This window comes from Flavobacterium sp. (assembly GCF_031423415.1).
Taxonomy (GTDB): Bacteria; Bacteroidota; Bacteroidia; order Flavobacteriales; family Flavobacteriaceae; genus Flavobacterium.
In genome coordinates this window covers 1-25,092 of record NZ_JANPFL010000034.1, presented here as the reverse complement: position 1 = coordinate 25,092, position 25,092 = coordinate 1, and the positions used below count along the sequence as shown (strand labels likewise).

At 33.9% G+C, this 25,092-nt stretch carries 22 protein-coding genes and 2 pseudogenes; 11 read left to right on the top strand and 13 right to left on the bottom strand.

Features of this window, described 5'->3' with window-relative positions; all coding sequences use genetic code 11:
* Positions 1–1,036: pseudogene (locus tag RMO83_RS03680) on the top strand (penicillin-binding protein 1C); the annotation flags it as partial.
* Positions 1,037–1,088: 52 nt separating this feature from the next.
* Here RMO83_RS03680 and RMO83_RS03675 read toward each other — a convergent pair.
* The 4 genes from RMO83_RS03675 to RMO83_RS03660 form a co-directional block, all read right to left on the bottom strand.
* On the bottom strand, positions 1,089–1,835 hold the full coding sequence (locus RMO83_RS03675) for a hypothetical protein (protein WP_310558323.1): 747 nt from the start codon (positions 1,833–1,835) through the stop codon (positions 1,089–1,091).
* Positions 1,819–2,070, bottom strand: a complete 252-nt coding sequence (locus RMO83_RS03670) for a hypothetical protein (RefSeq protein ID WP_310558322.1) — start codon at positions 2,068–2,070, stop codon at positions 1,819–1,821. The genes RMO83_RS03675 and RMO83_RS03670 overlap by 17 nt, the downstream gene beginning before the upstream one ends.
* 356 nt (positions 2,071–2,426) lie before the next feature.
* On the bottom strand, positions 2,427–3,971 hold the full coding sequence (locus tag RMO83_RS03665; protein WP_310558321.1) for a ribonuclease E/G: 1,545 nt from the start codon (positions 3,969–3,971) through the stop codon (positions 2,427–2,429).
* Positions 3,972–4,365: 394 nt separating this feature from the next.
* Entirely contained in the window at positions 4,366–4,656 is a 291-nt protein-coding gene (locus RMO83_RS03660) for an HU family DNA-binding protein (protein WP_310558320.1), read from the bottom strand.
* Positions 4,657–4,788: 132 nt separating this feature from the next.
* On the opposite strand from RMO83_RS03660, the gene mutY reads away from it, so the two are divergent.
* From mutY to gldD, 4 genes are all read left to right on the top strand, one after another.
* Entirely contained in the window at positions 4,789–5,871 is a 1,083-nt protein-coding gene (gene mutY / locus RMO83_RS03655) for an A/G-specific adenine glycosylase (RefSeq protein WP_310558319.1), read from the top strand.
* Positions 5,872–5,910: 39 nt separating this feature from the next.
* Positions 5,911–6,351 (top strand): single-stranded DNA-binding protein, encoded by a 441-nt coding sequence (locus tag RMO83_RS03650; protein ID WP_310558318.1) that lies wholly within the window; start codon positions 5,911–5,913, stop codon positions 6,349–6,351.
* Between the two features lie 23 nt (positions 6,352–6,374).
* On the top strand, positions 6,375–7,670 hold the full coding sequence (locus RMO83_RS03645; protein ID WP_310558317.1) for a gliding motility-associated protein GldE: 1,296 nt from the start codon (positions 6,375–6,377) through the stop codon (positions 7,668–7,670).
* 235 nt (positions 7,671–7,905) lie between these two features.
* Positions 7,906–8,469 (top strand): gliding motility lipoprotein GldD, encoded by a 564-nt coding sequence (gene gldD / locus RMO83_RS03640; RefSeq protein ID WP_409024997.1) that lies wholly within the window; start codon positions 7,906–7,908, stop codon positions 8,467–8,469.
* 103 nt (positions 8,470–8,572) lie between these two features.
* On the opposite strand, the gene RMO83_RS03635 is transcribed toward gldD, so the two are convergent.
* Entirely contained in the window at positions 8,573–8,890 is a 318-nt protein-coding gene (locus tag RMO83_RS03635; protein ID WP_310558316.1) for a hypothetical protein, read from the bottom strand.
* A gap of 238 nt (positions 8,891–9,128) precedes the next feature.
* Here RMO83_RS03635 and RMO83_RS03630 point away from each other — a divergent pair, with 238 nt between their 5' ends.
* Entirely contained in the window at positions 9,129–9,872 is a 744-nt protein-coding gene (locus RMO83_RS03630) for a hypothetical protein (RefSeq protein ID WP_310558315.1), read from the top strand.
* On the top strand, positions 9,873–11,660 hold the full coding sequence (locus RMO83_RS03625; protein WP_310558314.1) for a putative Ig domain-containing protein: 1,788 nt from the start codon (positions 9,873–9,875) through the stop codon (positions 11,658–11,660).
* Positions 11,661–11,750: 90 nt separating this feature from the next.
* Here the strand turns inward: RMO83_RS03625 and RMO83_RS03620 are convergent, their stop codons facing one another.
* The 3 genes from RMO83_RS03620 to RMO83_RS03610 all read right to left on the bottom strand — a co-directional run bounded on the left by RMO83_RS03620 (position 11,751) and on the right by RMO83_RS03610 (position 14,201).
* On the bottom strand, positions 11,751–12,440 hold the full coding sequence (locus RMO83_RS03620) for a hypothetical protein (RefSeq protein WP_310558313.1): 690 nt from the start codon (positions 12,438–12,440) through the stop codon (positions 11,751–11,753).
* Between the two features lie 303 nt (positions 12,441–12,743).
* Positions 12,744–13,061 (bottom strand): hypothetical protein, encoded by a 318-nt coding sequence (locus tag RMO83_RS03615; protein ID WP_310558312.1) that lies wholly within the window; start codon positions 13,059–13,061, stop codon positions 12,744–12,746.
* 228 nt (positions 13,062–13,289) lie between these two features.
* Positions 13,290–14,201 (bottom strand): pseudouridine synthase, encoded by a 912-nt coding sequence (locus tag RMO83_RS03610; protein WP_310558311.1) that lies wholly within the window; start codon positions 14,199–14,201, stop codon positions 13,290–13,292.
* 145 nt (positions 14,202–14,346) lie between these two features.
* On the opposite strand from RMO83_RS03610, the gene RMO83_RS03605 reads away from it, so the two are divergent.
* A complete protein-coding gene (locus RMO83_RS03605; protein WP_310558310.1) occupies positions 14,347–14,796 on the top strand; it encodes a retropepsin-like aspartic protease in 450 nt (149 codons plus the stop codon).
* Here RMO83_RS03605 and RMO83_RS03600 read toward each other — a convergent pair.
* Both RMO83_RS03600 and RMO83_RS03595 read right to left on the bottom strand, forming a co-directional pair.
* Positions 14,786–15,994 (bottom strand): annotated as a pseudogene (locus tag RMO83_RS03600) (TCR/Tet family MFS transporter). The gene RMO83_RS03605 and the pseudogene RMO83_RS03600 sit on opposite strands and share 11 nt — an antisense overlap.
* A gap of 182 nt (positions 15,995–16,176) precedes the next feature.
* Positions 16,177–18,363 carry a T9SS type A sorting domain-containing protein gene (locus RMO83_RS03595; RefSeq protein ID WP_310558309.1) on the bottom strand — a complete coding sequence of 729 codons (2,187 nt, stop codon included), beginning with the start codon at positions 18,361–18,363 and terminating at the stop codon, positions 16,177–16,179.
* 786 nt (positions 18,364–19,149) lie between these two features.
* On the opposite strand from RMO83_RS03595, the gene cysK reads away from it, so the two are divergent.
* From cysK to RMO83_RS03580, 3 genes are all read left to right on the top strand, one after another.
* On the top strand, positions 19,150–20,061 hold the full coding sequence (gene cysK / locus RMO83_RS03590; RefSeq protein ID WP_310558308.1) for a cysteine synthase A: 912 nt from the start codon (positions 19,150–19,152) through the stop codon (positions 20,059–20,061).
* Positions 20,062–20,323: 262 nt separating this feature from the next.
* Complete coding sequence (locus RMO83_RS03585) at positions 20,324–20,851, top strand: hypothetical protein (RefSeq protein ID WP_310558307.1); 528 nt, start codon at positions 20,324–20,326, stop codon at positions 20,849–20,851.
* Positions 20,852–20,856: 5 nt separating this feature from the next.
* Positions 20,857–21,786, top strand: coding sequence for a hypothetical protein (locus RMO83_RS03580; RefSeq protein WP_310558306.1), 930 nt, complete (start codon positions 20,857–20,859; stop codon positions 21,784–21,786).
* A gap of 202 nt (positions 21,787–21,988) precedes the next feature.
* Here RMO83_RS03580 and RMO83_RS03575 read toward each other — a convergent pair whose 3' ends face one another.
* The 3 genes from RMO83_RS03575 to rplU form a co-directional block, all read right to left on the bottom strand.
* Positions 21,989–24,046, bottom strand: coding sequence for a sulfatase-like hydrolase/transferase (locus tag RMO83_RS03575; RefSeq protein ID WP_310558305.1), 2,058 nt, complete (start codon positions 24,044–24,046; stop codon positions 21,989–21,991).
* Between the two features lie 293 nt (positions 24,047–24,339).
* Entirely contained in the window at positions 24,340–24,606 is a 267-nt protein-coding gene (rpmA, locus tag RMO83_RS03570) for a 50S ribosomal protein L27 (protein WP_035669638.1), read from the bottom strand.
* Positions 24,607–24,629: 23 nt separating this feature from the next.
* Complete coding sequence (gene rplU / locus RMO83_RS03565; RefSeq protein ID WP_310558304.1) at positions 24,630–25,058, bottom strand: 50S ribosomal protein L21; 429 nt, start codon at positions 25,056–25,058, stop codon at positions 24,630–24,632.
* Between the last annotated feature and the right edge of the window lie 34 nt (positions 25,059–25,092).

The following is a 25,092-nucleotide window of genomic DNA, read 5'->3' as shown; positions in this document are numbered from 1 at the left end:
CGAAAGTAATTTGTGGGATTTGTGCCGAACCTATGCAGGTATGTCTTCGACTTTGAATTATTTCAATAGAAATAAAGGAAACTACAGAACCAATGAATTTGCCGAATTGAATTATGATGATAATTTCCAAGTTGATTTTGGAAATGAAACGAAACAAAAAAATATTTTAGGAGCAGGTTCGATTTGGCTAACTTATAATGCAATGGAACAAGTTAATCGCCCTGAAGGTGATGAGGCTTGGAAATTCTATGACAGTTCGCTCAAAATTTCTTGGAAAACAGGAACCAGTTTTGGAAATCGTGATGCGTGGGCGATAGGAACAAATGCGAGATACGTGGTTGGTATTTGGGTTGGAAATGCAACAGGCGAGGGCAGACCAACATTGACGGGAGTTTCTTGTGCAGCTCCTATTCTATTTGATGTTTTTAATTTGTTGCCAAGACAGCGATGGTTTGACACACCGTATAAAGATTTAGCGGAAGTTGAAGTTTGTAGTTTGAGCGGTCATTTAGCCAAAGACGGATGTCCAACAATCAAACAATGGGTTTCTAAGAAAGGAAAAAACACTTCGATTTGTCCATATCACAAAACGGTACATTTAGATCAATCACAGCAGTTCCAAGTGAACAGCAGTTGTGAGAATATAGAGAACATAGTGACTAAAAATTGGTTTGTTTTGCCTCCGGTCATGGCTTGGTATTACAAAAGCCAGCATATAGAATATTTGCCCTTGCCACCATTTCGGAATGATTGTATGGGAACACAAACGGCCTCAATGGATTTTATTTACCCGAAAACTAACAGCAAAATCTACTTAACCAAAAATTTCAACAGTGAAATACAGCCTGTGATTTTAAAAGTCGCCCATTCTCAACGGGAAAGTAAGTTATTTTGGTATGTTGATAACGTTTACAAAGGAGCCACAAAAACCTTTCACGAAATGCCAATTTCAGCGACTACAGGATTTCATTATATTACAGTTGTTGATGAATTTGGAAACGAAATTAGAAGGAAAATTGAGATTGTGAAGGAGTAAGATGTTTTCTGAAAACAAATGCCCTAGCCCGAAGACTATCGGCATCATTTTTTTAAAATTCAAATTTATTATAAACATACTTTTCAAACCATTCTGGAATTGACATCGTGTGAAATTTGAATGCAGTTCCTTGATAAATTTCAGCTAATAATTCATATTTATCTCCTGAATTGTCAAAAATATAGGCTCTGTGAACAAGTCTAATCGCATCAGCTAAGTTTTCAAGTGTTTTGAAATATCGTTTTTTTATTTTTTCCTCATCAACATTGTGACCATCTTTTAAAACTCTGTTTTTTACTCGTTCAATATTTTTTTCAAAATCATCAGTGCATATAAAGTATAAATAGGTTTTGTAATCTAAATTATTGGCTTGAGTAATTTCGTCTAACTTATAACGGTCACTCATTACGGTTTCATAAGTAAAATCTCTTTTTACTTCGAGCAATGAATGCCTTATAAACGAAGCTACAAAGGCAGCTTCGTAGCTATTGGTAGATTTAGGTTTGTTAAGAATAAAGTTGTCTTTAACAATTACATCAATTATATATCCTTCACTTATCGCTTTGTTAATAAGTGAAATACTAGAGGTTAATTGTTTAAAAATGTCTAATTGGACATTGTTGATTTTTAGGTTAAATTCTGTAAAATCAATAAAGCCGATTGTTTTTAGTTGTTTTTCAATTAAATCAGCATTAACAAACAATCCAGAAATATATTCTTTACTGATTGCGTCATATAGTGAACTTTTACCAGAACCATTTGGGCCAGCATAAATACGAACTCTATTTTGCTTTGGCATATAGAATAGTTCCTTTTTTAATATTTAGAGGTTTTCTCGCTGCAATTGGCTTAACAAAAATAACTGCTCCATTACCTTCTTGTCTATATACTTTGTTTCCTTTAGTAAAAGTAAAAGACAATCCCAAAACTGTATTTTCACGGATAGCTTTTTGAGCGGCTTTTTTGCCTGCTAAAATTAGACTTGAAGTTTCTTTGACGCTTCTAAATGAGATTTTTTTGTTTTGAATTTCCATAATATAGGACGTTGGTTACTACAAATATATTACATTTAAGTATGATTTTACTCTTTTAGTTGGGGTTTATTTGAATCGAATGCGATTTTATTAGTTGTTTTTAAGATATTCTAGAAATGAAGTTTGAATAAAAATCGAGATTGTAATTGGGTGAGATTACGATTTGAAAACGAATGCCCTAGCCCAGATAGCAGTGAAAATCCTTTTCTTTTTTTTCTTTAAAAAAGGAAAAGATTGTAACGAATAGCTGGATTAAGCTCCAAAAAAAGAAAAGATTGCTTCGTTCCTCACAATGACGCACAAAAAAACCGCCAATCTCACGAAAGGCGGTTTTTTATTCTGAATTAATTCAGAATTTATTCTATAATAACACTCTTCTTTTTGTCGTAGAAATGATATTCTAGATACGTGTAAGCGTCACGCGGTATGATTTTCACCCATTTTTTATGTTCAAAAAACCATTTTGAACGTATTGATGGAAAACCTTTGGTAAGGTATGCGGCCACAAATGGATGTACGTTGAGCACAACATTTGCGTTCGTTTTTAAAATACTTTCTAGATCTAAGGCGATTTTGTCAATGATTTGAATTGGCGCTTCAATTTCGCCTTCAATATTGTTGGGATCTTCTTCTCTAGTTTTAATATTGACTTCCGGTCTTACTCTTTGTCGGGTAATTTGAACTAATCCAAATTTACTCGGCGGTAAGATTTTGTGCTTGGCTTTATCATCGTTCATTTCTTCCCTCAGGAAATTGAATAAGACATTTCGGTTTTCGGAATTGCCCATATCGATAAAATCAATTACGATGATTCCGCCCATATCACGAAGACGCAATTGTCTTGCGATTTCAGCGGCAGCAATCATATTCACTTCCATTGCAGTATCTTCTTGGTTTGATGCTTTATTAGAACGATTTCCGCTATTCACGTCTATTACGTGCAAAGCTTCGGTGTGTTCGATAATAAGGTAAGCACCTTTACTCATTGAAACTGTTCTTCCAAAGGAGGTCTTGATCTGTCTCTCTATATTGTATTTCTCGAAAATTGGAGTATCTTTTGATTGATAAAACTTAACAATCGATGTTTTTGAAGGCGCTATTTCTTGTAAATAGTCCTTTGTTTGGTTGTACAACTCTTCATCATCTATTTGGATACCGCTGAAGGTATCGTTGAAGACGTCTCGTAATATTGATGAAGCTCTATTGAGCTCTCCTAATACCTTGGACGGATGATGAGCGGTTGGTAATTTTTTACACATTGCAGTCCATCTCTCTATGAGGTTCTGCAAATCTTTTTCTAATTCTACGGTGCTTTTGCCTTCGGCTACTGTGCGAACAATAACGCCAAATCCTTTTGGTTTGATGGCTTGTACAAGTTTTTTCAAACGATCCTTTTCTTTTTTGTCTTCTATCTTTTGAGAAATAGAAACACGGTCAGAAAACGGAACCAAAACTATAAATCTTCCAGCAAGAGAAAGCTCAGCGCTTATTCTTGGTCCTTTGGTAGATATAGGTTCTTTGACGACTTGTACTAAAATAGATTGATTGGCATTGATAATATCTGTTATCGAGCCATCTTTGTCTATCTCTTTTTCAAACTGAAAGTTTTTTAGGGAGAAATCTTTTATTTTACCTGCGCTTACAAGTTTTATGAATTTTAGTTGGGAAGCAAGATTTGGACCTAAATCGTGATAATGTAAAAAGGCGTCTTTTTCGTAGCCAACATTTACAAAAGCAGCATTCAGTCCAGCAACGGGTTTTCTTATTTTGGCAATAAAAATATCACCAACTTGGAAGTTGCTTGTTTCTTGTTCTTTGTGTAATTCAATTAGTTTTCCATCTTTTAATAAGGCAAAATCTACGGCTTCGGAACTAGATCTAATGATTAATTCTTTATTCATCTGTAAATTTTTATCCTGACTTAAGGTTTGTTGTTTATAGTTTGTTGTTTATAGTTATATAACCATAAACCACTAACTCTAAACCATAAACTTTTCAGCAAGGATGGATTAAACAATAATTTTAACAGGTATTGAACCCGGGGAGTAGAAGACTTTGAGATAATAGATTAGCAGATAATAGACCGCTTTGGTCTTTCTTCTTTTCGTCTTTCATCTTTTCGTCTTTTTCTCAATTTCAATGAACTTTTAAAAAGAAAAAAGTAGTTATTAACTACTTTTTCTTTTTGTGACGGTTAGCTCTCGCTCTTTTCTTGCGTTTGTGCGTAGCTACCTTATGTCTTTTCCTTTTTTTACCACTTGGCATAATCTGGTGATTTTGTAATTAATACTGTTTTTATTTTGCTTCGTTATTCGTTTTAACTCCTTCAACAAACACTTTTGCAGGTTTAAATGCTGGAATGTTGTGTGCTGGAATTTTAATAGTGGTGTTTTTAGAAATATTTCTTCCAGTTTTTTCAGCTCTTGTTTTCACAATAAAGCTTCCGAAACCTCTTAAATAAACATTGTCTCCAGTTTCTAATGAATTTTTTACTTCTGTCATAAAGGTCTCAACTGTTGCCTGAACATCTCCTTTTTCTAGACCTAATCTCTCAGAGATTTTCGATACGATATCTGCTTTTGTCATTTTATTCGTAATTTATATGTGTGTACTAAATTTTTAAGGTTGCAAAGATATGAATTAAAAAAACAATTATTCAAGCTAATTCATTAAAATTTAATAACATAAACTTTTACTTTTGCTAACTAATATTTAACGATGAGTTTTTCCAACATATTGATAAGGTGGTATTTAGAAAATAGACGGGATTTGCCGTGGCGAAAAACTGATAATCCGTATCTAATTTGGCTCTCAGAAATTATGCTTCAGCAAACTCGAGTGGCGCAAGGAACACCTTATTTCGTGTCATTTACAACTAATTTTCCAACAGTTTTTGAGCTCGCTGCAGCCAATGAAGAGCAAGTTTTGAAACTCTGGCAAGGTTTGGGTTATTATTCTCGTGCTCGAAATTTACATAAAACGGCGCAATTTGTTGCAACAGAATTATCGGGAAAATTTCCAGATAATTATATTGACTTATTGAAATTAAAAGGTGTTGGCGAATACACTGCCGCAGCAATTGCTTCCTTTTCCTATAATGAAGCGGTTCCTGTTGTCGACGGAAATGTTTTTCGGGTTTTGTCTCGGTATTTTGATGTAGAAACCGATATTGCTTCGGCTTCAGCCAAAAAGGAATTTGCTGCTTTGGCTTTTGAATTGATGCCAAAAGATAAGCCCGCTTTGTTTAACCAAGCCATAATGGAGTTTGGCGCTTTGCAATGCGTTCCAAAAAGTCCGAATTGTGGCATCTGTGTATTCAACAATAGTTGCGCCGCTTTGCAAAAAAAGAAAGCCGATCAGTTGCCGGTGAAATCGAAGAAGTTGAAAGTCAAAAATCGATACTTTAATTATTTAGTAGTTTCCGACGATAACGAAAATACAATAATTCAGAAGCGAACGGCGAAAGGAATTTGGCACAATCTCTATGAATTTCCGTTGATTGAAACAGAGAAGGTAGAGGGTTTTGAATATATTGCCAATTATATTCAGTCCGATGTTTTCGAAGAAAACAACCTGAACCCCGATAATTATCGGGACAATCTGCCGCAACAAATAGAAAGCCTTTCAGAAAACAACCCCGAAAGTATTATTCATAAATTGTCGCACCAACATTTGCATATCAAGTTTTGGAAAGTTAAAGTAAAAGGAACGATCGAAAACGGAATAAATGCTGCAACTTTGAAAACATTTCCTTTTCCGATTGTGATTCATAATTTTATTGAAAAGGAATTTTTGACCTAGCTCAAAATTCAGTACATTTGAAAATAGAAAAAGTAGTATATGAATTCGACTTTAAACAAAGTAATGCTTATAGGCCATTTGGGTGACGATGTAAAGATGCACTATTTCAAAAGTGATTCTTGTATTGGAAAATTTCCTTTGGCAACAAATGAGACGTACATTAATAAAGAAACCGGTGAAAAAATTACTTCTACCGAGTGGCATAACATTGTTGTGCGGAATAAAGCGGCCGAATTATGCGAAAAGTATTTATCTAAAGGCGATAAAATATATGTTGAAGGTCGCATAAAATCGCGTCAATGGCAAGCCGAAGATGGCTCTACCAAATACATTACAGAAATTCAGGCTGTAGATTTCACTTTTCTAACAACCAAAAAAGAATCCGAAGCCAATAAAGAGAATAAATCTGTCGAACCGACAAAAAATGCTAACTTTGACGCAGAAAACAATGGTTTGCCAATAAACGACTTACCGTTTTGATTGTTTAACTAATTTCTTTTAATTTGGACCCAGAGCCCAGTTTTTTTCTTCAATATTCGCTAGATACGCAAATGGTATTTGGAGTTACCGTAATCTTTGTTTTGTTATTTTGTTCTGCATTAGTATCTGGCGCCGAAGTAGCACTTTTTTCCTTGTCGCAAAAAGATATTGTGGATACGTTACAAGAAAACCCATCAAAAGGTAAAATCATTTCTCGGCTTTTAGAAAAACCAAAAAAATTACTCGCAACGCTTCTTGTTGCCAACAATTTTATCAATATTGGTGTTGTGATTTTATTTTCTTACGTGGGTCGCGAATTATTTTCGGGTATTTCTTCTACAGTTCTAAAATTTAGCGTCGAAGTAATTGTAGTTACCTTTTTGATTCTATTGTTTGGTGAAGTTTTGCCAAAGGTGTATGCCAGTAGAAACAACCTTAGGTTTGCCAAGTGGGCTGCTTATCCGGTTTCGGGATTAGATACAGTGCTTTCGCCAATTAGTTTACCTATGCGAAAAGTCACTGTTTATTTGCATAATAAATTGGGAAAACAAAAAACTAATTTCTCGGTAGATCAATTGTCGCAAGCATTAGAACTTACGGATTCAGATGAAGGTTCATTTGAAGAACAAAAAATATTAGAAGGAATTGTGACTTTCGGAAACACAGATACAAAGCAAGTAATGAGTCCGAGAATGGATATTTTTGCTTTGGAAATCGATGAATCTTTTGCATCCATCTATCCGAAAATTATCGAAATGGGTTTTTCGAGAATTCCAGTGTATCGAGACAATATAGACCAGATAGAAGGCGTTTTGTTTGTGAAAGATTTACTTCCGCACATTAATAAGGGGGAATTTGATTGGAAAACATTGCTGCGAGAACCATTTTTTGTTCCTGAAAATAAAAAAATAGACAATTTACTCAGTGATTTTCAAAATATGAAAAGCCATTTGGCCATTGTGGTGGATGAATATGGCGGAACATCCGGCTTGGTTTCTTTAGAAGATATTATAGAGGAAATCGTAGGAGATATTAGCGATGAATTTGACGACCACAATACAAATTACTCGCAAATTGACGAGAAAAACTTCCTTTTTGAAGGAAAAATAAACCTTAAAGATTTTTACAGAGTGATTTATGTTGATGAAGATGTATTCGAAATAAAAAAAGGTGAAGCCGAAACATTGGCAGGATTTATTCTCGAAATTTTAGGAAATTTTCCTAAAAAAGACCAGAAAATCACTTTCGAAAATTGTATATTCACTATTGAAACAGTAGATAAAAAACGAGTAAAACAAATAAAAGTTACTATTGAATAAATACAAAATGCCAAGAAAAAAATTGCAATAATTGAAGCAAGTCTGCAATTATTAAACTTACCGAAATAAAAATATGAAACACATAGAATCATAGAAAAAAGAGTTGGATAGACCAATTGCTTCGCCTATTCGCTATCGCTCGGGTCTTGGTTTCCAGATAGTCTATGTATTCTAAAATAAAGTGAAACGACTAATCAAAATCAACTTTAACTATGATTCTATGCGTTTAAAAAATATAAAATTGACATACACACAACGATTTATAATTATAATAATACTAGTTTCTATTGTTAGCTGTAAAGATGCTGTTTTACCCAAACCGTCAAGCTATTTACGACTGGATTATCCTGAGGCGGAATATGCCAATTTTGAAAGCAAATGTCCTTTTACATTCGAAATGAATTCGGAAGCAGTGATCAAAGGGGAGAAGGATTGTGGGTTTACAATTACGTATCCAAAAATGAAAGCGACGATTTATTTGACCTACAAACCTGTGAATAATGACATCGAAAAATTGCTAAGTGATGCTCAAAAGTTGACTTATGAACACGTAATAAAAGCCGATGACATTCTGGAACAACCGTATTTAAACCCATCCAAAAAAGTATATGGAATGTTCTATCAAGTTGATGGAAATGCAGCTACAAACTCCCAGTTTTATGTCACTGACAGTACCAAACATTTTGTAACGGGTTCTGTTTATTTCTATGCAAAACCTAATTTTGATTCCATTATGCCGGCTGCAAGTTACGTCAAAAACGATATGCAAAGGTTGATGGAGACTTTGAAGTGGAAATAGTAAAGTCATTGCGAGGCGTTGCGAGGCACGTGGCAAAGCATCACATATTGAGACAAAATCTTATATTGGGGCGAATACTAAAAATGAATCCCTGCTGATTGTATTACTTTTCCTTTTTTAACAACTCGTTATATTCTTCCAGCAACTTCAAATACTTGTTTTTCCAATATTCAGCATCTTTATCAAACTCTAAAGATGATGTCTCTAATACTTTTTGCAATGGATTGAATTCCTTGATTTCTTCTGTAAAATCATAGTGTATAATTTTGCCTATTTGTAACACAATATCTAGGGAAACATTACTGTTTTCAAACATTAGATAAATCCATCTTCTGCTCTTATTAAGGCGTTTGGCTAACTCAGTAATCGGAAAACCACTTCTGTAAACCACTTCTTTTATTATTTCTCCTCTATGTTTCATATTGCAAATATTTACGCTTATACGAGAAATAATTTTCATTATAAATGCACGAATATGTGTATTTTAGTATACTTTTGTTTTCAAATATGTGTAATTATATTGTTGGAATGTATAAAACGTGTAAAAGTTATCTGAAATAAGGATGTAGTTGAAGATTTAAAAAAATTAGAATCTAGATTTTCGCTCGCATTAATCTTTAACAAAGGCATAAAACCAATAACTATAAGAATTAAAAAGAATGTGGTACAAAAATTTACTAAACAGCGAAATCGATGGCTTAGAACCTCTTTTGTCTCTTTTTGAAGGTGAAAAAGAATTTATAGAACATTTTTTTAAAAATGTTCTGTTTTTTAAATTTGAAGATGTTGAGAAACAATCGAGAATTCTTTTGGAGTCAATAAAAGATGGAAAACAAATCCCTGTTAGATATACAATGAAAACAGATGAATATTTTCACTATAACAACGATAAAATTGTAAAAGAGAAAAGCAAAATATCTTTTAAAAATAAAAAAGATGCTAAAACATTTGCTTTAAATCAGGACTATTATCATAACGAAACAGGAATTAAAATTTGTTTTGATAAAGACGGTAATTATTACGTTAGAAACGAAATTTACAGATATAGTGGGCATAGGGTTAGTCAAGGCTCAATAAGCAATGTGAAAAATTACGTAATTTCACATATTTGGGCAAAAACAGAGAATCCTTATTTTTTTAGTTCTTTTTGGAACATTGCATTAATTCCAAACCATTTGGCTTTTATCTTGGATAAATCTGATGGAAATAGCGAAGTTGCCAGAAAAATTAAAATAATTTCAAAAGCAATATGCTATCACTTATATAACCCAAATAAACTTATTGGGATGGAAATCATAGATGAGAAAGAATTGGTAAATGGCTTAGAATTAGCCAAAATATATATAAAGGATAACTTGATAAATTATTTTGAAAAAACAGTCACTAATAAAAAAACACTATAAATGAAAAACTATTATTTTAAACCATCGTCACTATTTATTGTTGTAATATTTTTACAATGGTTTTGTTTTTTGCAAGCGCAAACCATACAATTGCAAAAGGCACTGGGAGGCTTAAGCTATCCTACAACACCTCAAACATATACAGTTGGTGTAGCCATAATACCTTTAACACCACCTAAAGGTGGACCAGTTTATTATAGGTCATTACAAAACCTACAAAACATCAATACCCCTAATGGACTAACATTAGATTCTTCTGGAAATGTTTATGTAGCAGCAGAAACTTTATTATGGAAAATTAGTAAAAATAACGTACTAACCACTTTAGCTGGCAGTGGTTCGTATGGAACTAAAGATGGCACAGGCTCCTCTGCGAGTTTTGGTAACCTAAATGGAGCAGCCGTAGATAATGTAGGAAATGTTTATGTTACCGATGCGGATTTCAATAAAATAAGAAAGATAACACCAACCGGTATAGTTACTACTCTAGCAGGCAGTGGAGCAATTGGTAGCGCCGATGGCGCAGGTGTCGCAGCAAGTTTTAATTATCCTACAGGGATAGCAGTAGATTCCTCTGGAAATATCTATGTAGCAGACACAGGAAACAATATAGTACGAAAAATAACACCCGCTGGAATTGTAACAACATTTGCAGGTAGCGGTATATCAGGAGATATTAACGGTGTAAATTTATCTGCAAGATTTAATCGTCCAACTGGAATAGCAATTGATATTTCGGGCAACATTTATATTGCAGATTGGTTAAGTAATAAAATAAGAAAGATAACGGCTGGAGTGGTTAGTACTTTTGCTGGCAGAGGAGGGATTGGCGATGTAGATGGACCAAGCAATGTAGCTATTTTTAATTCACCAATAGGATTAACAGTTGATATTAATGGCAATGTTTATGTGGCAGATAGAGATAACAACAAAATAAGAAAAATAACACCTGAAGGGGTTGTAAGTACTTTTGTTTCTAGTAAAACTGTTTCTAATGACGGATCATTTCTTAAAAACCCAACAGGAGTAGCACTAAATGCCTCTGGAACTATTTATTTATCAGATTTAGGGAACAATAAAATAAGACAGATAATTGAAGCCTTTTCGATATCACCACAATTACCAACAGGTTTAAACTTTGATAGTAGTACAGGAATTATAAGTGGTATTCCAACAACGGTATCACCACAAACTACTTATATTGTAACAGCAACTAATGCCAATGTCTTTAACACTTTTAATATTAAAATATCAATAATAGGGGTAAAACCGGCTATAAACTTTACTGCACCACCACTATACACAGTAGGAACGGCAGTACCACCTCTAACCCCAATAAATACAGGTTCTCCAGCTTTATCCTATTCTATTACTCCAAATCTTTCAACAGGTTTAAGTTTTGATACTAAAACAGGAATAATAAGTGGTACACCACTAGTTGCAAAATCAGAAACTTTATATACAGTAACTGCAACTAACAATTACGGCACTGATACCGCTACCGTTCTTATAACTATTAATTCTGTACTCAGTATTGAAGATATTACATTCAAACAAATGATGATTTACCCTAACCCTACCATTTCAAAAATGTTTTTTGACAACTCAATCTATAATTTTGAATATGTTGCGGTTGTAGATTCTTTAGGGAAAGAGGTTGCGAAAATCAAGTTTTCTGCGCTTTTAATTAATCAAGAAATTGATTTGCGTGGATTGGTGGCTGGTATTTATATATTAAAATTTAGTAACGGCAAAATAAGTAAATCCGCAAAAGTTATAAAACAATAACAAAACTCCGTGTACCTCTGTGCTCATCTTTGTGCCTCTTTGTGTAACAAAAAACAATCAAAAAAAAACCGCCATTTGGCGGTTTCAATTTTAAGCAGAAGGAGTAGGCGCATCGCCACCTCCACCATTCCCCGAGCGCATACGCTCAATAATTTTCGTAATCGTATATTCCTTCGCTTTCGGCGTTCCCTTGTACATAATTTTCCCATCATTCGCAATCTCAGCAATATAATCATATAAAGCATCGTACTCCGCCTTATTAGCAGTATACAACTCAGAAACCTTATTTTTAACCTCATTCTGCAACACATTCTGTTGCTCCAAATAATCACTATCAGCCGCCAAAGTCTCTGCAAAATTCGCTGCCATACCCTTACTAACCAAAGCTGCGGCATTAACTTCAATCAATTGCATAACACTAGCAATTTTATCGTTAGCACCCTCAATATTACGAGCAGTCAAATCCTTTTTCACTTGACTCAATATTTTAGTATCGAGATCGCACTTTTTAAAATAGCTACTCAAAAAATTAAACTCAAAATTCACACTATCAGCCTTACTATACAAATTCATAGTAGCCTGCTTCTGCTCATCCGTCAGCACCAATGCCCGCTGAATATGCTTCACAGTACTAATTTGCGATTCAAACCCAACTACATATTCCGGAGTATACTCCGCAAATCTAGTTACCAATTCTTCCCGGTCTCTAATAAAACTTGTTTTAATAAACAAAGCACCCGGAACATACTCTTCCTTCAAAAACACTTTTTCTTTACTCATACCTTTACCTAATTAAATTAAACCATATTTTCAAACCACCACCACGAAGTGGTTAAGCGAAGCTAAAGTAAAAAACAAAATAATAATAACCAAATAGTAAGAATAAAATTATTTTTCATCACTTAAAGTACAAAGAATCAATTGTTGTCGTATTGTAACAATTATATGTTTAATGGTACCATATAAGACATATAAGCGATTCGATCAAAAACTTAAATGTTCTTATATGCCTTATATGGTACAAAAAAAAACGACAGTATTTTGTTCTCATTATTTAGTAATAAACATAAATAAAATCATCGTTTACCACTGTTTAATCGAAACAAAAACAATAGTATTGGCTACAAAAGAACCGCAAAAGCCAACTAAAAAAGTCTTTGCCTCAATCAACAAAAAAGAATAAACCACTGACGAACTTCCGCTGCAAACCCATAGCGTGGGAATGGTCACTAACACAGTCCATTTGGTAATTAGCAAGGTGCTTTTCAAAAAAAGTAACGTCCATTGGCATATTTCAGAGTCCTTTTCAAAAAAAACAACGTCCATTTCATCATTTACAACGTCCATTTCAAAAAAAACAGCGTCCGTTTGTATATTTCGTGGTCCATTAGCATATTTCATAGTCCAAGCCAATAAAATCAAGGGGTCTTATACCAATGGTAATTTTAAAATCGTCTACTCCATTGTAAAATTTTATCCCGTTAGTATTGAAAGTTAATGCAAAGACTATATATCGAGTACAATGTATCGGACTCTTATATATTGCTAATCGGAATAATTCTTGTGTTGAGACATTTCAAAAAAAAATCCCAAATTTCTTTGGGATTTTTAGAGCTATAATTTAAAACCTTATACGTTTTTCAAATTGATAATTTCTTGTTCGGTAAGCAATCTCCAGTTTCCTCTTGGTAAATTCTTTTTGGTTAAACCCGCAAAAGCAACTCTGTCAATTCTCAAAACATCATAACTGAAATTTTCGAAAATAGAACGAACCACTTTAACATTGGCCGACCTTAATTTAAGACCAATTTCACTTTTGGCTTCTCCTTCAATATAGCTTACTTCTTCTACAAAAACACGGTGCCCATCGAGAACCAAGCCTTTTTGTATTTTTTCTAAATCCTCGAATTTTAGATTTTTATCTAAAGAAACTTGGTAAATTTTAGATGATTTATTGGTTGGTAAAGTAAATTTACGAATCATATCGGTATCATTGGTAAACAATAAAAGACCGGTAGTGTTCTTGTCCATTCTTCCAACAGGGCCAATTTTTGCGGTAGTTGAGCCTTTTACTAATTCCAGAACATTGCGAAATTCCTGACCTTCGTCAAGTGCCGTGGTGAAGTTTTTTGGTTTGTTCAATAAGATGTATACTTTTTTCTCTGGAGTTAAAACGGCTCCGTCAAAATTCACGACATCGCCTGGTTTTACCATATAGCCCATTTCGGTTACGGGAATTCCGTTTACCTTAACATTTCCAGATTGAATGTAGATATCTGCATCACGACGGGAACACACTCCTGAATTAGAAATGTATTTATTCAAACGAATTTCGTCTTTTACTTTAGGTCTTTTAGGTGCTTGATTTGGTTTTTTTTCCGTCTTTGCGAGGGACGAAGCAATCTCCACTTTAGTTGTTGGTTTTACTTTTTTAGGTCCCTGTGCCCTTTTTTGCATTGCAGGTTTTGGCTTATTCGAGCTTGGTCTAGAACTGTTGGCTCTGCCGCCGCTTTTATTATTGTTGCCTTCCTTGTTGTTCATAATATGCTGTAATTTACTTCGTCTGTTCGGCCTTTGATGGCCTAGAGTGTGCAAAGATAGTTTTTTATTAGATAATTAATGAGTTTTCACGCAATTGCGCTCATTAGATTTATTTTAGATTACTTTTGAAGAATATTAAAATAGTATGAATTATCTACCACACCTTCTTAAAAAAGAAAATTACAAGAAAATAAAATTCAAGGTTTCTAAAACTCAACATTTACTCATCAAAGCGAAAATTAATGGTGTGACTGGCAGTTTTATTCTGGACACAGGAGCTAGTTCGAGTTGTGTGGGTTTTGATAGCGTTGAATTGTTCCTGTTAGTTGCTAAAAAGTCTAAAACAAAGGCTTCTGGAGCAGGAGCAACAGGAATGCACACTCAAATTGCCGTTAGCAATAAATTGCAATTAGGCAATTGGAAGCACAATAGTTTTGACCTTGTCATTTTTGATTTGTCACACGTAAACGAGGCATTGGTCGCTTACAAAGCCAAACCGATTCATGGCATAATCGGTGCCGATATTTTAATGAAAGGTAAGGGAATTATAGACTATTACAACCATTGTTTGTATTTGAAAAAATCTAGTCTTTAAACGAAAAATAAGCCAAAATAGCACTAAGCAACATCAACATTGCTCCAAATATAAAAGGTGCTCCTGCAAACTGAAAAGGAGCGTCTGAATGTGTAAAATAATAAAAAAGGTAAGACATTATGAGTGGGCCAATAATTGCCGAAGCACTCATAAGACTTGCTAATGCGCCCTAAATTTGACCTTGCTCATTCATTGGAACTTGCTCAGAAATTACCGATTGCAATGCCGGTCCAGCAATTCCTCCTAAACAATAGGGAACCAAGAAAACAAACATCATCCAACCTTGCGAAGCAAAAGCAAATAAAAACATGCCTAGCGCATAAAGTAGTATACCAACATAAATACTTTTTTGATTTCCTAGTTTTGGATTAATCCAACGAATCAATCCACCTTGCACGATACCAACTAATAATCCAATTATTCCCAACGAAATTCCAACCATTTTTTCGTCCCAGCTAAACTTATACATGGTATAATAACTCCAATTGCCTTGTACAGCGTGCGAAGCGACGTAAAGTATAAAAGTGGAAGTGATCAGGCCAATAAGTTTTGGATATCGTTTCAAATACACAAAAGTACCAATGGGATTTGCTTTTTTCCAATCGAATGCTCTGCGGTGTTCCTTGTCTAAGGATTCTGGTAAAACGAAAAGTCCGTAAAGAAAGTTCAACATACACAAAACCGCAGCTGCATAGAAAGGAACTCTAGAACCATAATGACCTAAAAATCCACCAAAAACAGGGCCAATAATGAATCCAAGTCCAAATGCAGCGCCAACCATCCCAAAATTTTTAGCGCGATTTTCAGCGGTGCTTATATCAGCAATATAGGCGGTCGCAGTAGTGATGCTTGCTCCGGTAATTCCTGCCAAAATACGACCTACAAATAGCCATGTTATCGTTGGAGCAACAGATAAAAATAAATAATCTAAGGCAAAACCAAAAAGAGAAATTAGAATAATAGGTCTTCGCCCATATTTATCGCTCAAGCTTCCGATTAGCGGCGAAAAAACAAATTGCGTAATAGAATATGCAAAAGCAAGCCAACCTCCATATTTTGCAGCTTCACTAATATCTCCGTGAATTAATTCTTGTATTAATTTTGGAATCACAGGAATAATAATACCCCAACCCGTAATATCAATTAGGAGCGTTATGAAAATAAATCCAATTGCTGCTTGTTTTTTTTCTTTAGACATCAAAAAAATCTTGGTGTGTAAATCTACAATAAAAAACGGGTCTAACTTCTTAAGCAGGTTTCAATAAGTTAAGCTTGTTTTAAAGTAATTTTTCAATTAGTACCGCCAGAGCGTTGCCAATTAGTAAAAACAAGAAAACATTGGTTTCCCAATGTTTTCAAGAGTAACACTATTTAAAAAAACTATTCTTTTACGATTTTTGATGTTGAGATAACACCGTCAATATCTGTTTTCACAATATAAACCCCTTTTTGAAGGCTGTTCGTTTGTAAAGTTGTGGTGTTCGTTTTCGGCGAACTTGTCATAACTTCTTGACCTAAAATATTGAATACCGATAATTTGTTAATAGTGCCCTTAGCTTCAATTGTCAAAGTATTTTTAGCAGGATTAGGATACATTTTTATATTGGTTTTTTCAAAATTTGTTGTTCCTAATGTTGCTGCTCTGTACAAATAGAGATTGTCATAGTAAACCGTTCCTAAATTCGATGTTATTATAAACTGCACCAAGTCATCTCTATCAAGATTAAGACCTGCTATAGTAAATTCAGATAAAGGAATATCAATCGAAATCCACGTTAATGGATTTGGATTTTTTAGAAATGTTGCATTAGTTCCAGAGTATTGTATCGCATTCACTTCTCCGGTTCCGCCTTTCCAGTTTGAAAATTTAATATTGAAACTTTTATCCAAGGTAGCGGTAGCGGTCCAAATATCCATATGGAAATGGGTAAATGGTCTTCCATCAATTCTACCACCTTGAAAAGCGATACCTTCAAATGATGAAACTTCATTTGTTCCAGTTCCTAATCCAACAATTTTGTTGGTTGCATTTCCAACAATCAACTCAGTAGTTGTGCTTGCTGGACTCCAATTTGTATTATAAGAATTAGTATCACCGGTGTAAGCAAAAGTTGTAACTGGCGCATAGGCATTGCTAAAGATAGATTTTACATCCCACGCATTTCTTGCTGGAGGAGTGGGCGCGGCTGTTAATGGAAATTCAGACGCTACAGGAGGAGGTCCTGGATCTACTCTATACAAATAAACATTATCGTAATAAACAGTACCTAAATTAGAGGTTATTATGAATTGTACTAAATCATCTCTATCGAGATTATTTCCAGCAATAGTAAAATCGTCTAAAGGAATATCGATAGAAATCCACGTTCCTGGATTAGGATCTTTTAGAAAATTTCCATTAGTTCCTGAATACTGTATAGCATTAACTTCTGCAGTTCCACCTTTCCAATTAGAAAATTTTATGTTAAAACTTTTGTCCAATGTTGGGGTAGCTGTCCAAATATCCATATGAAAATGAGTAAACGTTGTTGCATCAATTCTACCACCTTCAAATGACATGGCCTCGAAGCTAGAAACTTCGTCGTTGCCAGTTCCTAATCCGATAATTTGGTTGGTGTCGTTTCCTTCAATCACAACTTTTTTTGTATTTGCTGGACTCCAGTTCGTATTATAAGAATTATTATCACCGCTGTATGCAAAGGCAGTAATAGGTGCATAAGCATCACTAAACAATGATTTTACATCAGCAGCAACTCTAACCGGAGGAGTAGGTGCAGCAACGGTTGGTGCGCCTGACACAAGTAAATTGGCCGAAACCTGACCAGTTAAGTACGGTGCTGATGCAGCTTGAATGGCAGTAATAATTGAAACTCCTGCCCCGACAATAGTAACGGTATTTCCTGAAATGGTAGCAACACTATTATTGCTACTAGTGTATGTAAAAGCACCTGGGCTATTGCTACTTGGAGCGGTCAAATCAAAAGGGGCATCACCTATTATTTTAGATGGTACAGTAAGTGGGGCAATAACTGGTGTTCCAACTGGTGAAGCTTTTTTCCAGAAGTACATATTATCTAGATAAATTGTTCCTCCGTTTCCACCTGCAAACTTAAATTGTATTGCTTTGGTTAAATCAGCTGTAATACCAGCTACAGGTATATCTAGTGATTGCCACGAACCAGCCATACTTGTAATGGGTTTTGCAATTTCAGCACCACTGCTTATTACAAATACACTGGGAGCTTCATTATTTGTCCAAATATCTATATGTAAAAATTCCATATTTGTAATATTTTGCGGTGTATTTTCCCATGTTGTACCTTGATAGCTAAAACTGGCATAACGCAAAGTTTTGTTGCCACCAATTGCTACTTCTGTTACTACAGTCGCTTGATTGCCCCAGTTAGGGTTTATATCTACTCCTCCAATATTAGTGTATTGAGAGCCATAAATTGATATTACATCAGTAGCAATTCTTGCAGGTGGTGTTGGAGCAGCGCTACTAGGCGCTTGAGCAAATCCTAATGAGAAGACCATTAGTGTAAATAGTAAAGCGATTTTTTTCATAATAGTGAAATTTATAATTTTACCAAATGTAAAACAGTATTGCTTCAAACGCAAAAAGGAGGGTATGCAAAAACTATACGTAGTTGTATTATTATTTATTAATTACTTAAAGTCAATAGAAATCGTTAATTGAACTTTACAATGATAGTGTTGAAATATAATAAATAGTGTTCATTTAATGCATTAATGATAAATGTTGTAGTAATGTATAGGTAAATAGTGTTTTAGGAAATTTAAAAATAACATATAATTCAATTATTATATCAAATAAAAATCATTACCATAAAAAAATTGATAAAAAAATTAATATTTACTACTAATTTATAAATAGTAAAATAATTGATTATAAGAGTTTTTGTTTTTTTTCAGAGAACTAGAATCATAATATTTGGTTTATTATATGGAAAACCTATGCTGAATAATATTGGTGTTGAGGTTGAAGGTATATTTAGACCATAGCTGCAGATAATAAGTCGTCGCGAGGAACGAACTAATCTCCATAAACATGACCTTAAAAACTCTTAATCTAAAAAGTCTAGTAGTTTTTTCTTTCCATAGCAATTCATTCCGCGCTGTTTTTTTTCGTAAATTAGCAATGGTTTAAAAAAGCGTAAAGTACTATTCAAATCATAACATAAATAATATGAAATCGCCATTAACAAGGAGTTTGTTGCAAACAATTGAATAATCATCGAACTCCGATGAAAATAAAATATTGTGAGATAAACACCAATAAGTAAAAAGGCGATACCATATATGACCACTGAAAAATCAAAATTTATATATATGAAAGCAAAAAGCATTTTAGAAACCATAGGAAATACACCCGTGGTTCAAATCAACAAGTTGTATGGAGACAAGAATGAAGTTTGGATTAAATTAGAAAAAGCAAATCCAGGAAGCAGCATCAAAGACAGAATCGCGTTATCAATGATAGAAGATGCTGAAAACAAAGGATTATTGACTGCAAATAGTGTAATTATTGAACCTACTTCTGGAAACACCGGAATTGGTTTGGCAATGGTTGCTGCGGTCAAAGGATACAAAGTGATTCTGGTAATGCCGGAATCAATGAGTGTCGAACGCAGAAAATTAATGGAAATTTACGGTGCCGAATTCGTACTTACACCTCGCGAAAAAGGAATGAAAGGCGCCATCGAAAAAGCTGCCGAATTGGTCTTAGAAACTCCCAATGCTTGGTCACCCAAACAATTTGAAAATCCTGCCAATATTGAAGTTCACGAAAGAACCACAGCTCAAGAAATTCTAGCTGATTTTTCTGATGGCTTAGATTATGTCATCACAGGTGTTGGAACTGGTGGACACATTACCGGCGTTGCAAAAGTATTGAAAGCAAAATTTCCCAATGTAAAAATAATAGCAGTTGAACCCGAATTATCACCCGTACTTAGTGGAGGTGCGCCAGGTCCGCATCCTTTGCAAGGAATTGGAGCGGGGTTCGTTCCAGCTAATTACCATCGGGATTTAATTGACGAAGTGATACAAGTTAGTAGAGACGATGCTTTTGATTATGCGAGAAGAATCGCCAAAGAGGAGGGGATTCTTGTAGGGATTTCAACGGGAGCATCATTAGCCGCAGTCGCAAAAAAACTAGAAACTATTCCAGATGGAGCAGTTGTACTTACTTTTAATTATGATACAGGCGAAAGATATTTATCAATTGAAGGATTGTTTTAAGTCAAAAGAGAATCAAATTGTAAAGACCTCGCAGCGATGCGAGGTTTTTTGCTTTTTAGATATTTTAAGAAATTGAAATCCGTTCTAATTTCCATTATAAAACAGTAAAGACAGAGAAAAAACTTATAAATTTAGTATATTGATTTGTTTTTTAAAGTATTCAAGTCATAAGTCTCTGTTTTAAAATAATTTACATACTTTCGGTCTGAATATCTTATCACTTAAGATTTCAATTCCACAACATTAACCTAAATCACCACTATTGAAAAAATTACTTATAGTTTCACTTATTTTATGCAGTATCATTGCTCAGTCTCAAACGATCAAAGTTGGTGTCCGCTTACAGAAAACACAAGAAATGTATTGGGAAAATGGTATTTCAACTCAGTATTCATTTGCAAAATTTAAACCCAATCAGTTTTTTATTGGGTTTGATTACGTGACGTCTAGATTAGGTTCGGCTTGTAGTTCGAACGCCATTAAACAGGACAATTATATATTTTCGGGCAGTTGGTTATTCAACAAAAACAAACCCTATCATTTTGTAACCCGATTAAATTTGGGCTACTTTTACTCGGATTTAGAATCTGACATCTTCAAAGACGTTCCAAATACTTCTTTTCTTTTTTCACCCGAACTAGGATTTACCTATGATTTTAAAAAAGTTCCAATTTCGTTAAATTTGGGTACCGGTTTTTATGTCATTACTGCAAAAGAAGGCTATTCACCCGGAACTTTGCAGCCTTTATACTTTCATTTCGACATTTATTACAAGTTGTTTAAAAAATAAAACTAATGAATAAATTAAACTTCCTTTTCCTAGCTTTCATTACAACGTTATTCTACTCGTGTAGTGATCCTAAAATTACTGATGATTTACTTGATGGTAATGTTATCTTTGACCCTTCATTATATAATCCAGAACAATTTTTAGTTTCGGCAAAATATCCTAATCCAACACCCGCAGATTTAAGCAAGCATATCATACTTGTTATTCACGGCTATTCTGCAACTACTTTTGAATGGCAAGAATTTAAAGATTGGTCAAATGAATCTACTTATAGAATATCACAAGTTTTGTTAGACGGACACGGTAGAGACTACAATTCTTTTAAAGCATCAAAATGGGAAGACTGGCGATCTGCTATTACAGATGAATACGAGAAATTAATAGCATTGGGATATACTAAAATCAGTATCGCTGGCTCATCAACAGGAGGGACCTTGATTCTTGAATTAATAAAATCGGGCTATTTTAATGCTCATTTGCATCCTAAAAATTTATTTCTAATTGACCCGATAGTTGTCTCTTCGAGTAAACTTCAATCTACGGTGGGCATTATTGGACCGATGTTAGTTTGTGCTGAGTCGGATCAAACTACACAAGAAAATAAATATTGGTATCGATTCAGACCTTATCAAACCATTAACGAGTTGAATGATGTAATGAAAACGGTACGCAAAGGCTTAGAAGACGGGATGACACTTCCTACCGGAACCTATTTCAAAGTATTTCATTCCTTACATGATCCGGTTGCGAGTACAACGAGCACTGTGTTAATCTACAAAGGTTTAAAAACAAGCACAGGAATGCACGTTGATGTGCAATTAATGGATTCTGACATTCATGTTTTTACACGGTTGATCTTGCGATCCAATGTCACGACTTTACAACACGCCAATCAATTAGATGCGTTTAACCAAATTGTAAATAAGTTAAATTAACTTAAGTAAGGTTTGCCAAATTATAGTTTCAATTAAAACTTGAATTTGCATCCACTTCTTAATAGACCATTTCAAATGACTAGTCCTAAATAATCTCTATCGATTATTTAGGACTAGTCAAGTAAATCAATTATGTTTCAACTTCAAATGGAAGTATTGATACTTAAGATTTATTATCTCTTTTCTTTTGAAAGTGTACAATTTAGTCTGCCCTAGCTTGAACTGTGGGCTTTTTATTTCTTTCCGTTTTTGTTATGCACTTAGTTTTAATAATTATAGGTGTTGCTACAATGTGTTGCTTTTTTAGTTTTAGTCCATCATTTTTAAATAAATCAAAAGCGGTTTGATAATACGAAACAGCTTCGTTTAGAAATAGTAAATTGGTTTTTTGAGCTATCAATTCATTAGTCGATGAATTCCAATGATAAAAAGTATGCTTCTTATGATTGTCTAAAATTAGAAGTCTATCGCCTTTTAAAAGCCCTAGTTTTACCTGATTTGAAACCAAAGCTCTTTCCTCGTTGGGCTTCATTTTACTAATGTCTTTACCAAAAAGATTAGATTCATAAGACCAATGTAAATAGCCAAATAATGTAGGAAATAAATCAATTTGTGAACTTAGTTTGTTTACTTCTTCAGGGAGTGTATTTTGTAAATTGTAAATAAATGCTGGAATATGATAACTTTTCACATTAATTTCTGACCTCCCTGCACTAGAAGCACAATGGTCTGAGGCTATTACAAATACTGTGTTTTTAAACCAAGGTTTGTTTTTTGCTTCTTTAAAAAATTTATTAAAAGCCCAATCTGTATATTTTAAGGCGCCATCTCTATTGGTTCCTGAAGGAATGTCAACAATATCATCTGGATACGTATAAGGTTTGTGGTTACTACTGGTCATTATGAAATTGAAAAAAGGTTTCTTAAGTTGATGTTGTTTATCAACTTCCTTTAAAACTTTATTATATAAGTCTCCATCGCAAACGCCCCAAGCATTTTCAAAAGTAACTTCATCATCTGTAATTTGACCTCTATTCGTTGGGAATACTTGCTCAAAACGATTTTTGTTTTTTCTGTCGACGATATCAAAACCATTATTTGCAAAGAAAACATTCATATTATCAAAATATCCGTCTCCACCATAAAAAAATGTTCGAGTGTATCCTTTTTGTTTAAAAACTTCACCTATGGTAAATAAATTGTTGTTGTTTTCTCGTTTTACAATGCTTTGTCCAGGAGTTGGTGGAATACAAAGTGCAATAGCTTCCATACCTCTAATTGTTCTTGTGCCAGTAGCTTGTAAATTTGTAAAAAATATTGATTTTCCAGCTAACGAATCTATGGTTGGAACTAATTTCGCTCCATTTCCAAAGCGTTCCATAAATTCGGCGCTTACACTTTCTAAGCCTATAAAAATAACATTTGGAGTTTGTTCTTTACCTTCATTTACAATAGTCCGTTGAATACTTTTTGTATTACCATTGAAGCTGGCATTTTCTTCAGCAATTAAAGTTCTAATGTTTTTATAAGCTGTATCATAGGATTGTGTTTCATAAAAATCATTATAATTTAACTCGGCGGCATTATAAGCTGCAAAAAAAGAATAAATACCTGATTTTGTTATTTCATTTTCATATTGATTCAAAAAACTTTCTGCCTGACTGTTTTTAACGTTTATATGAAAACCCGCTAGAATTAACATCCAAAAGAGTGTTGGGATTATTTTTGTTGAAAAAGCATCAGAATTAATGAACGTATGGTGAAATGCATTTTTATTTTTGGCAATTTTAATAGCCAAAAAAGTAATAATAATTATAATTCCGACAATAAGGGGTAATGAATACGACTGGTTTATGTTTTGAACAACTTCGTAGGTATATAACAAATAATCAACCGCAATAAAATTAAAGCGTTTTTGATATTCTCCCCAAAAAGCAAGTTCAGCTAAAAAAGAAAATATCATAAAAAACAGCAAAAAAGCATAGGAGGTATTTGTGGCGATTTTATCAAAAACACTTCCGTGTAATTTACTTGGAAGTATTAATAAATAAATAGAGTAGAATGTTAAAACATAGGAAAGGCAGCCAAGGTCAAATAAGAACCCTATTCCAAAAATCCTGATGAAGTGTAGGAAATAAAAATCAATCTCGCTAAAAGACCAAATATAAAATATAAGTCTAATACTAAAAGCAAACACTAGAAATGTAACGGCAAAAGTTTTTACTAAAGAAAATCGTTTGGGGAATAATAATTTTAACATCAACTAAATATTTTAATGAGATTCTAACCAGTTTTATCTAAATTATACGCTAAAGAAACAGAAAATAAAAACCACATCCCATTTCTTGCTTGACAAGAGCTTTCAAAGGAGTAGGTACTTTTCTTAAAAACCTTGAAATATAATTATTTATTTTAAATCCCTACTCATTCTTCATAGAATTGTTTGGTTCTGGTGGCCATCGGAACTTGTAATGAAAGATCTGGTGGCACTTAAAACAAAAAAACCCGTCCCGATTTATCGGGACGGGTTTTCTCATAAATTGAGTAAATCAATTATGCTTCAACTTCGAATGGAAGTATAGATACATACGATTTATTATCTCTTTTCTTTTGGAAGAAAACAACTCCATCTACTCTTGCGTGTAGTGTGTGATCTTTACTGATGTAAACGTTTTCACCTGGATTATGTTTTGAACCTCTTTGTCTTACGATGATGTTCCCTGCAATAGCAGCTTGTCCACCAAAAATCTTAACACCTAAACGTTTTGATTCTGATTCCCTACCATTCTTGGAACTACCGACACCTTTCTTGTGAGCCATGACGTATTAGTTTTATATTGTTATTATTCTTGTGTCTCTTCTTCTTTTTTAGCTTTTGGAGCTTTTTTTACTTTTGGAGCTTCTACTTCTTCGGCAGCAACTTCAACAGTTTCTTTCTTTGCAGCGGCTTTTTTAGGAGCTGATACTGAAATACTTTCGATTACAATTTGGGTAAGATACTGACGGTGACCGTTTCTCTTTTTGTAACCTTTTCTTCTTTTCTTTTTGAAAACGATTACTTTATCTCCTTTTAAGTGTTGTAACACTTTGGCTTCTACTGAAGCACCTTCTATAGCTGGGGCGCCTATTGTGATTGTACCGTTATCGTCTAACAAATAAACTTTATCGAAAGAAACTTTAGTTCCTTCTTCATTTGTCAAACGGTGAACGTAAACCTTTAGGTCTTTGCTAACTTTGAATTGTTGCCCTGCTATCTCTACGATTGCATACATAACAAATTGTTTTATAAATTTTTAAGGTTGCAAA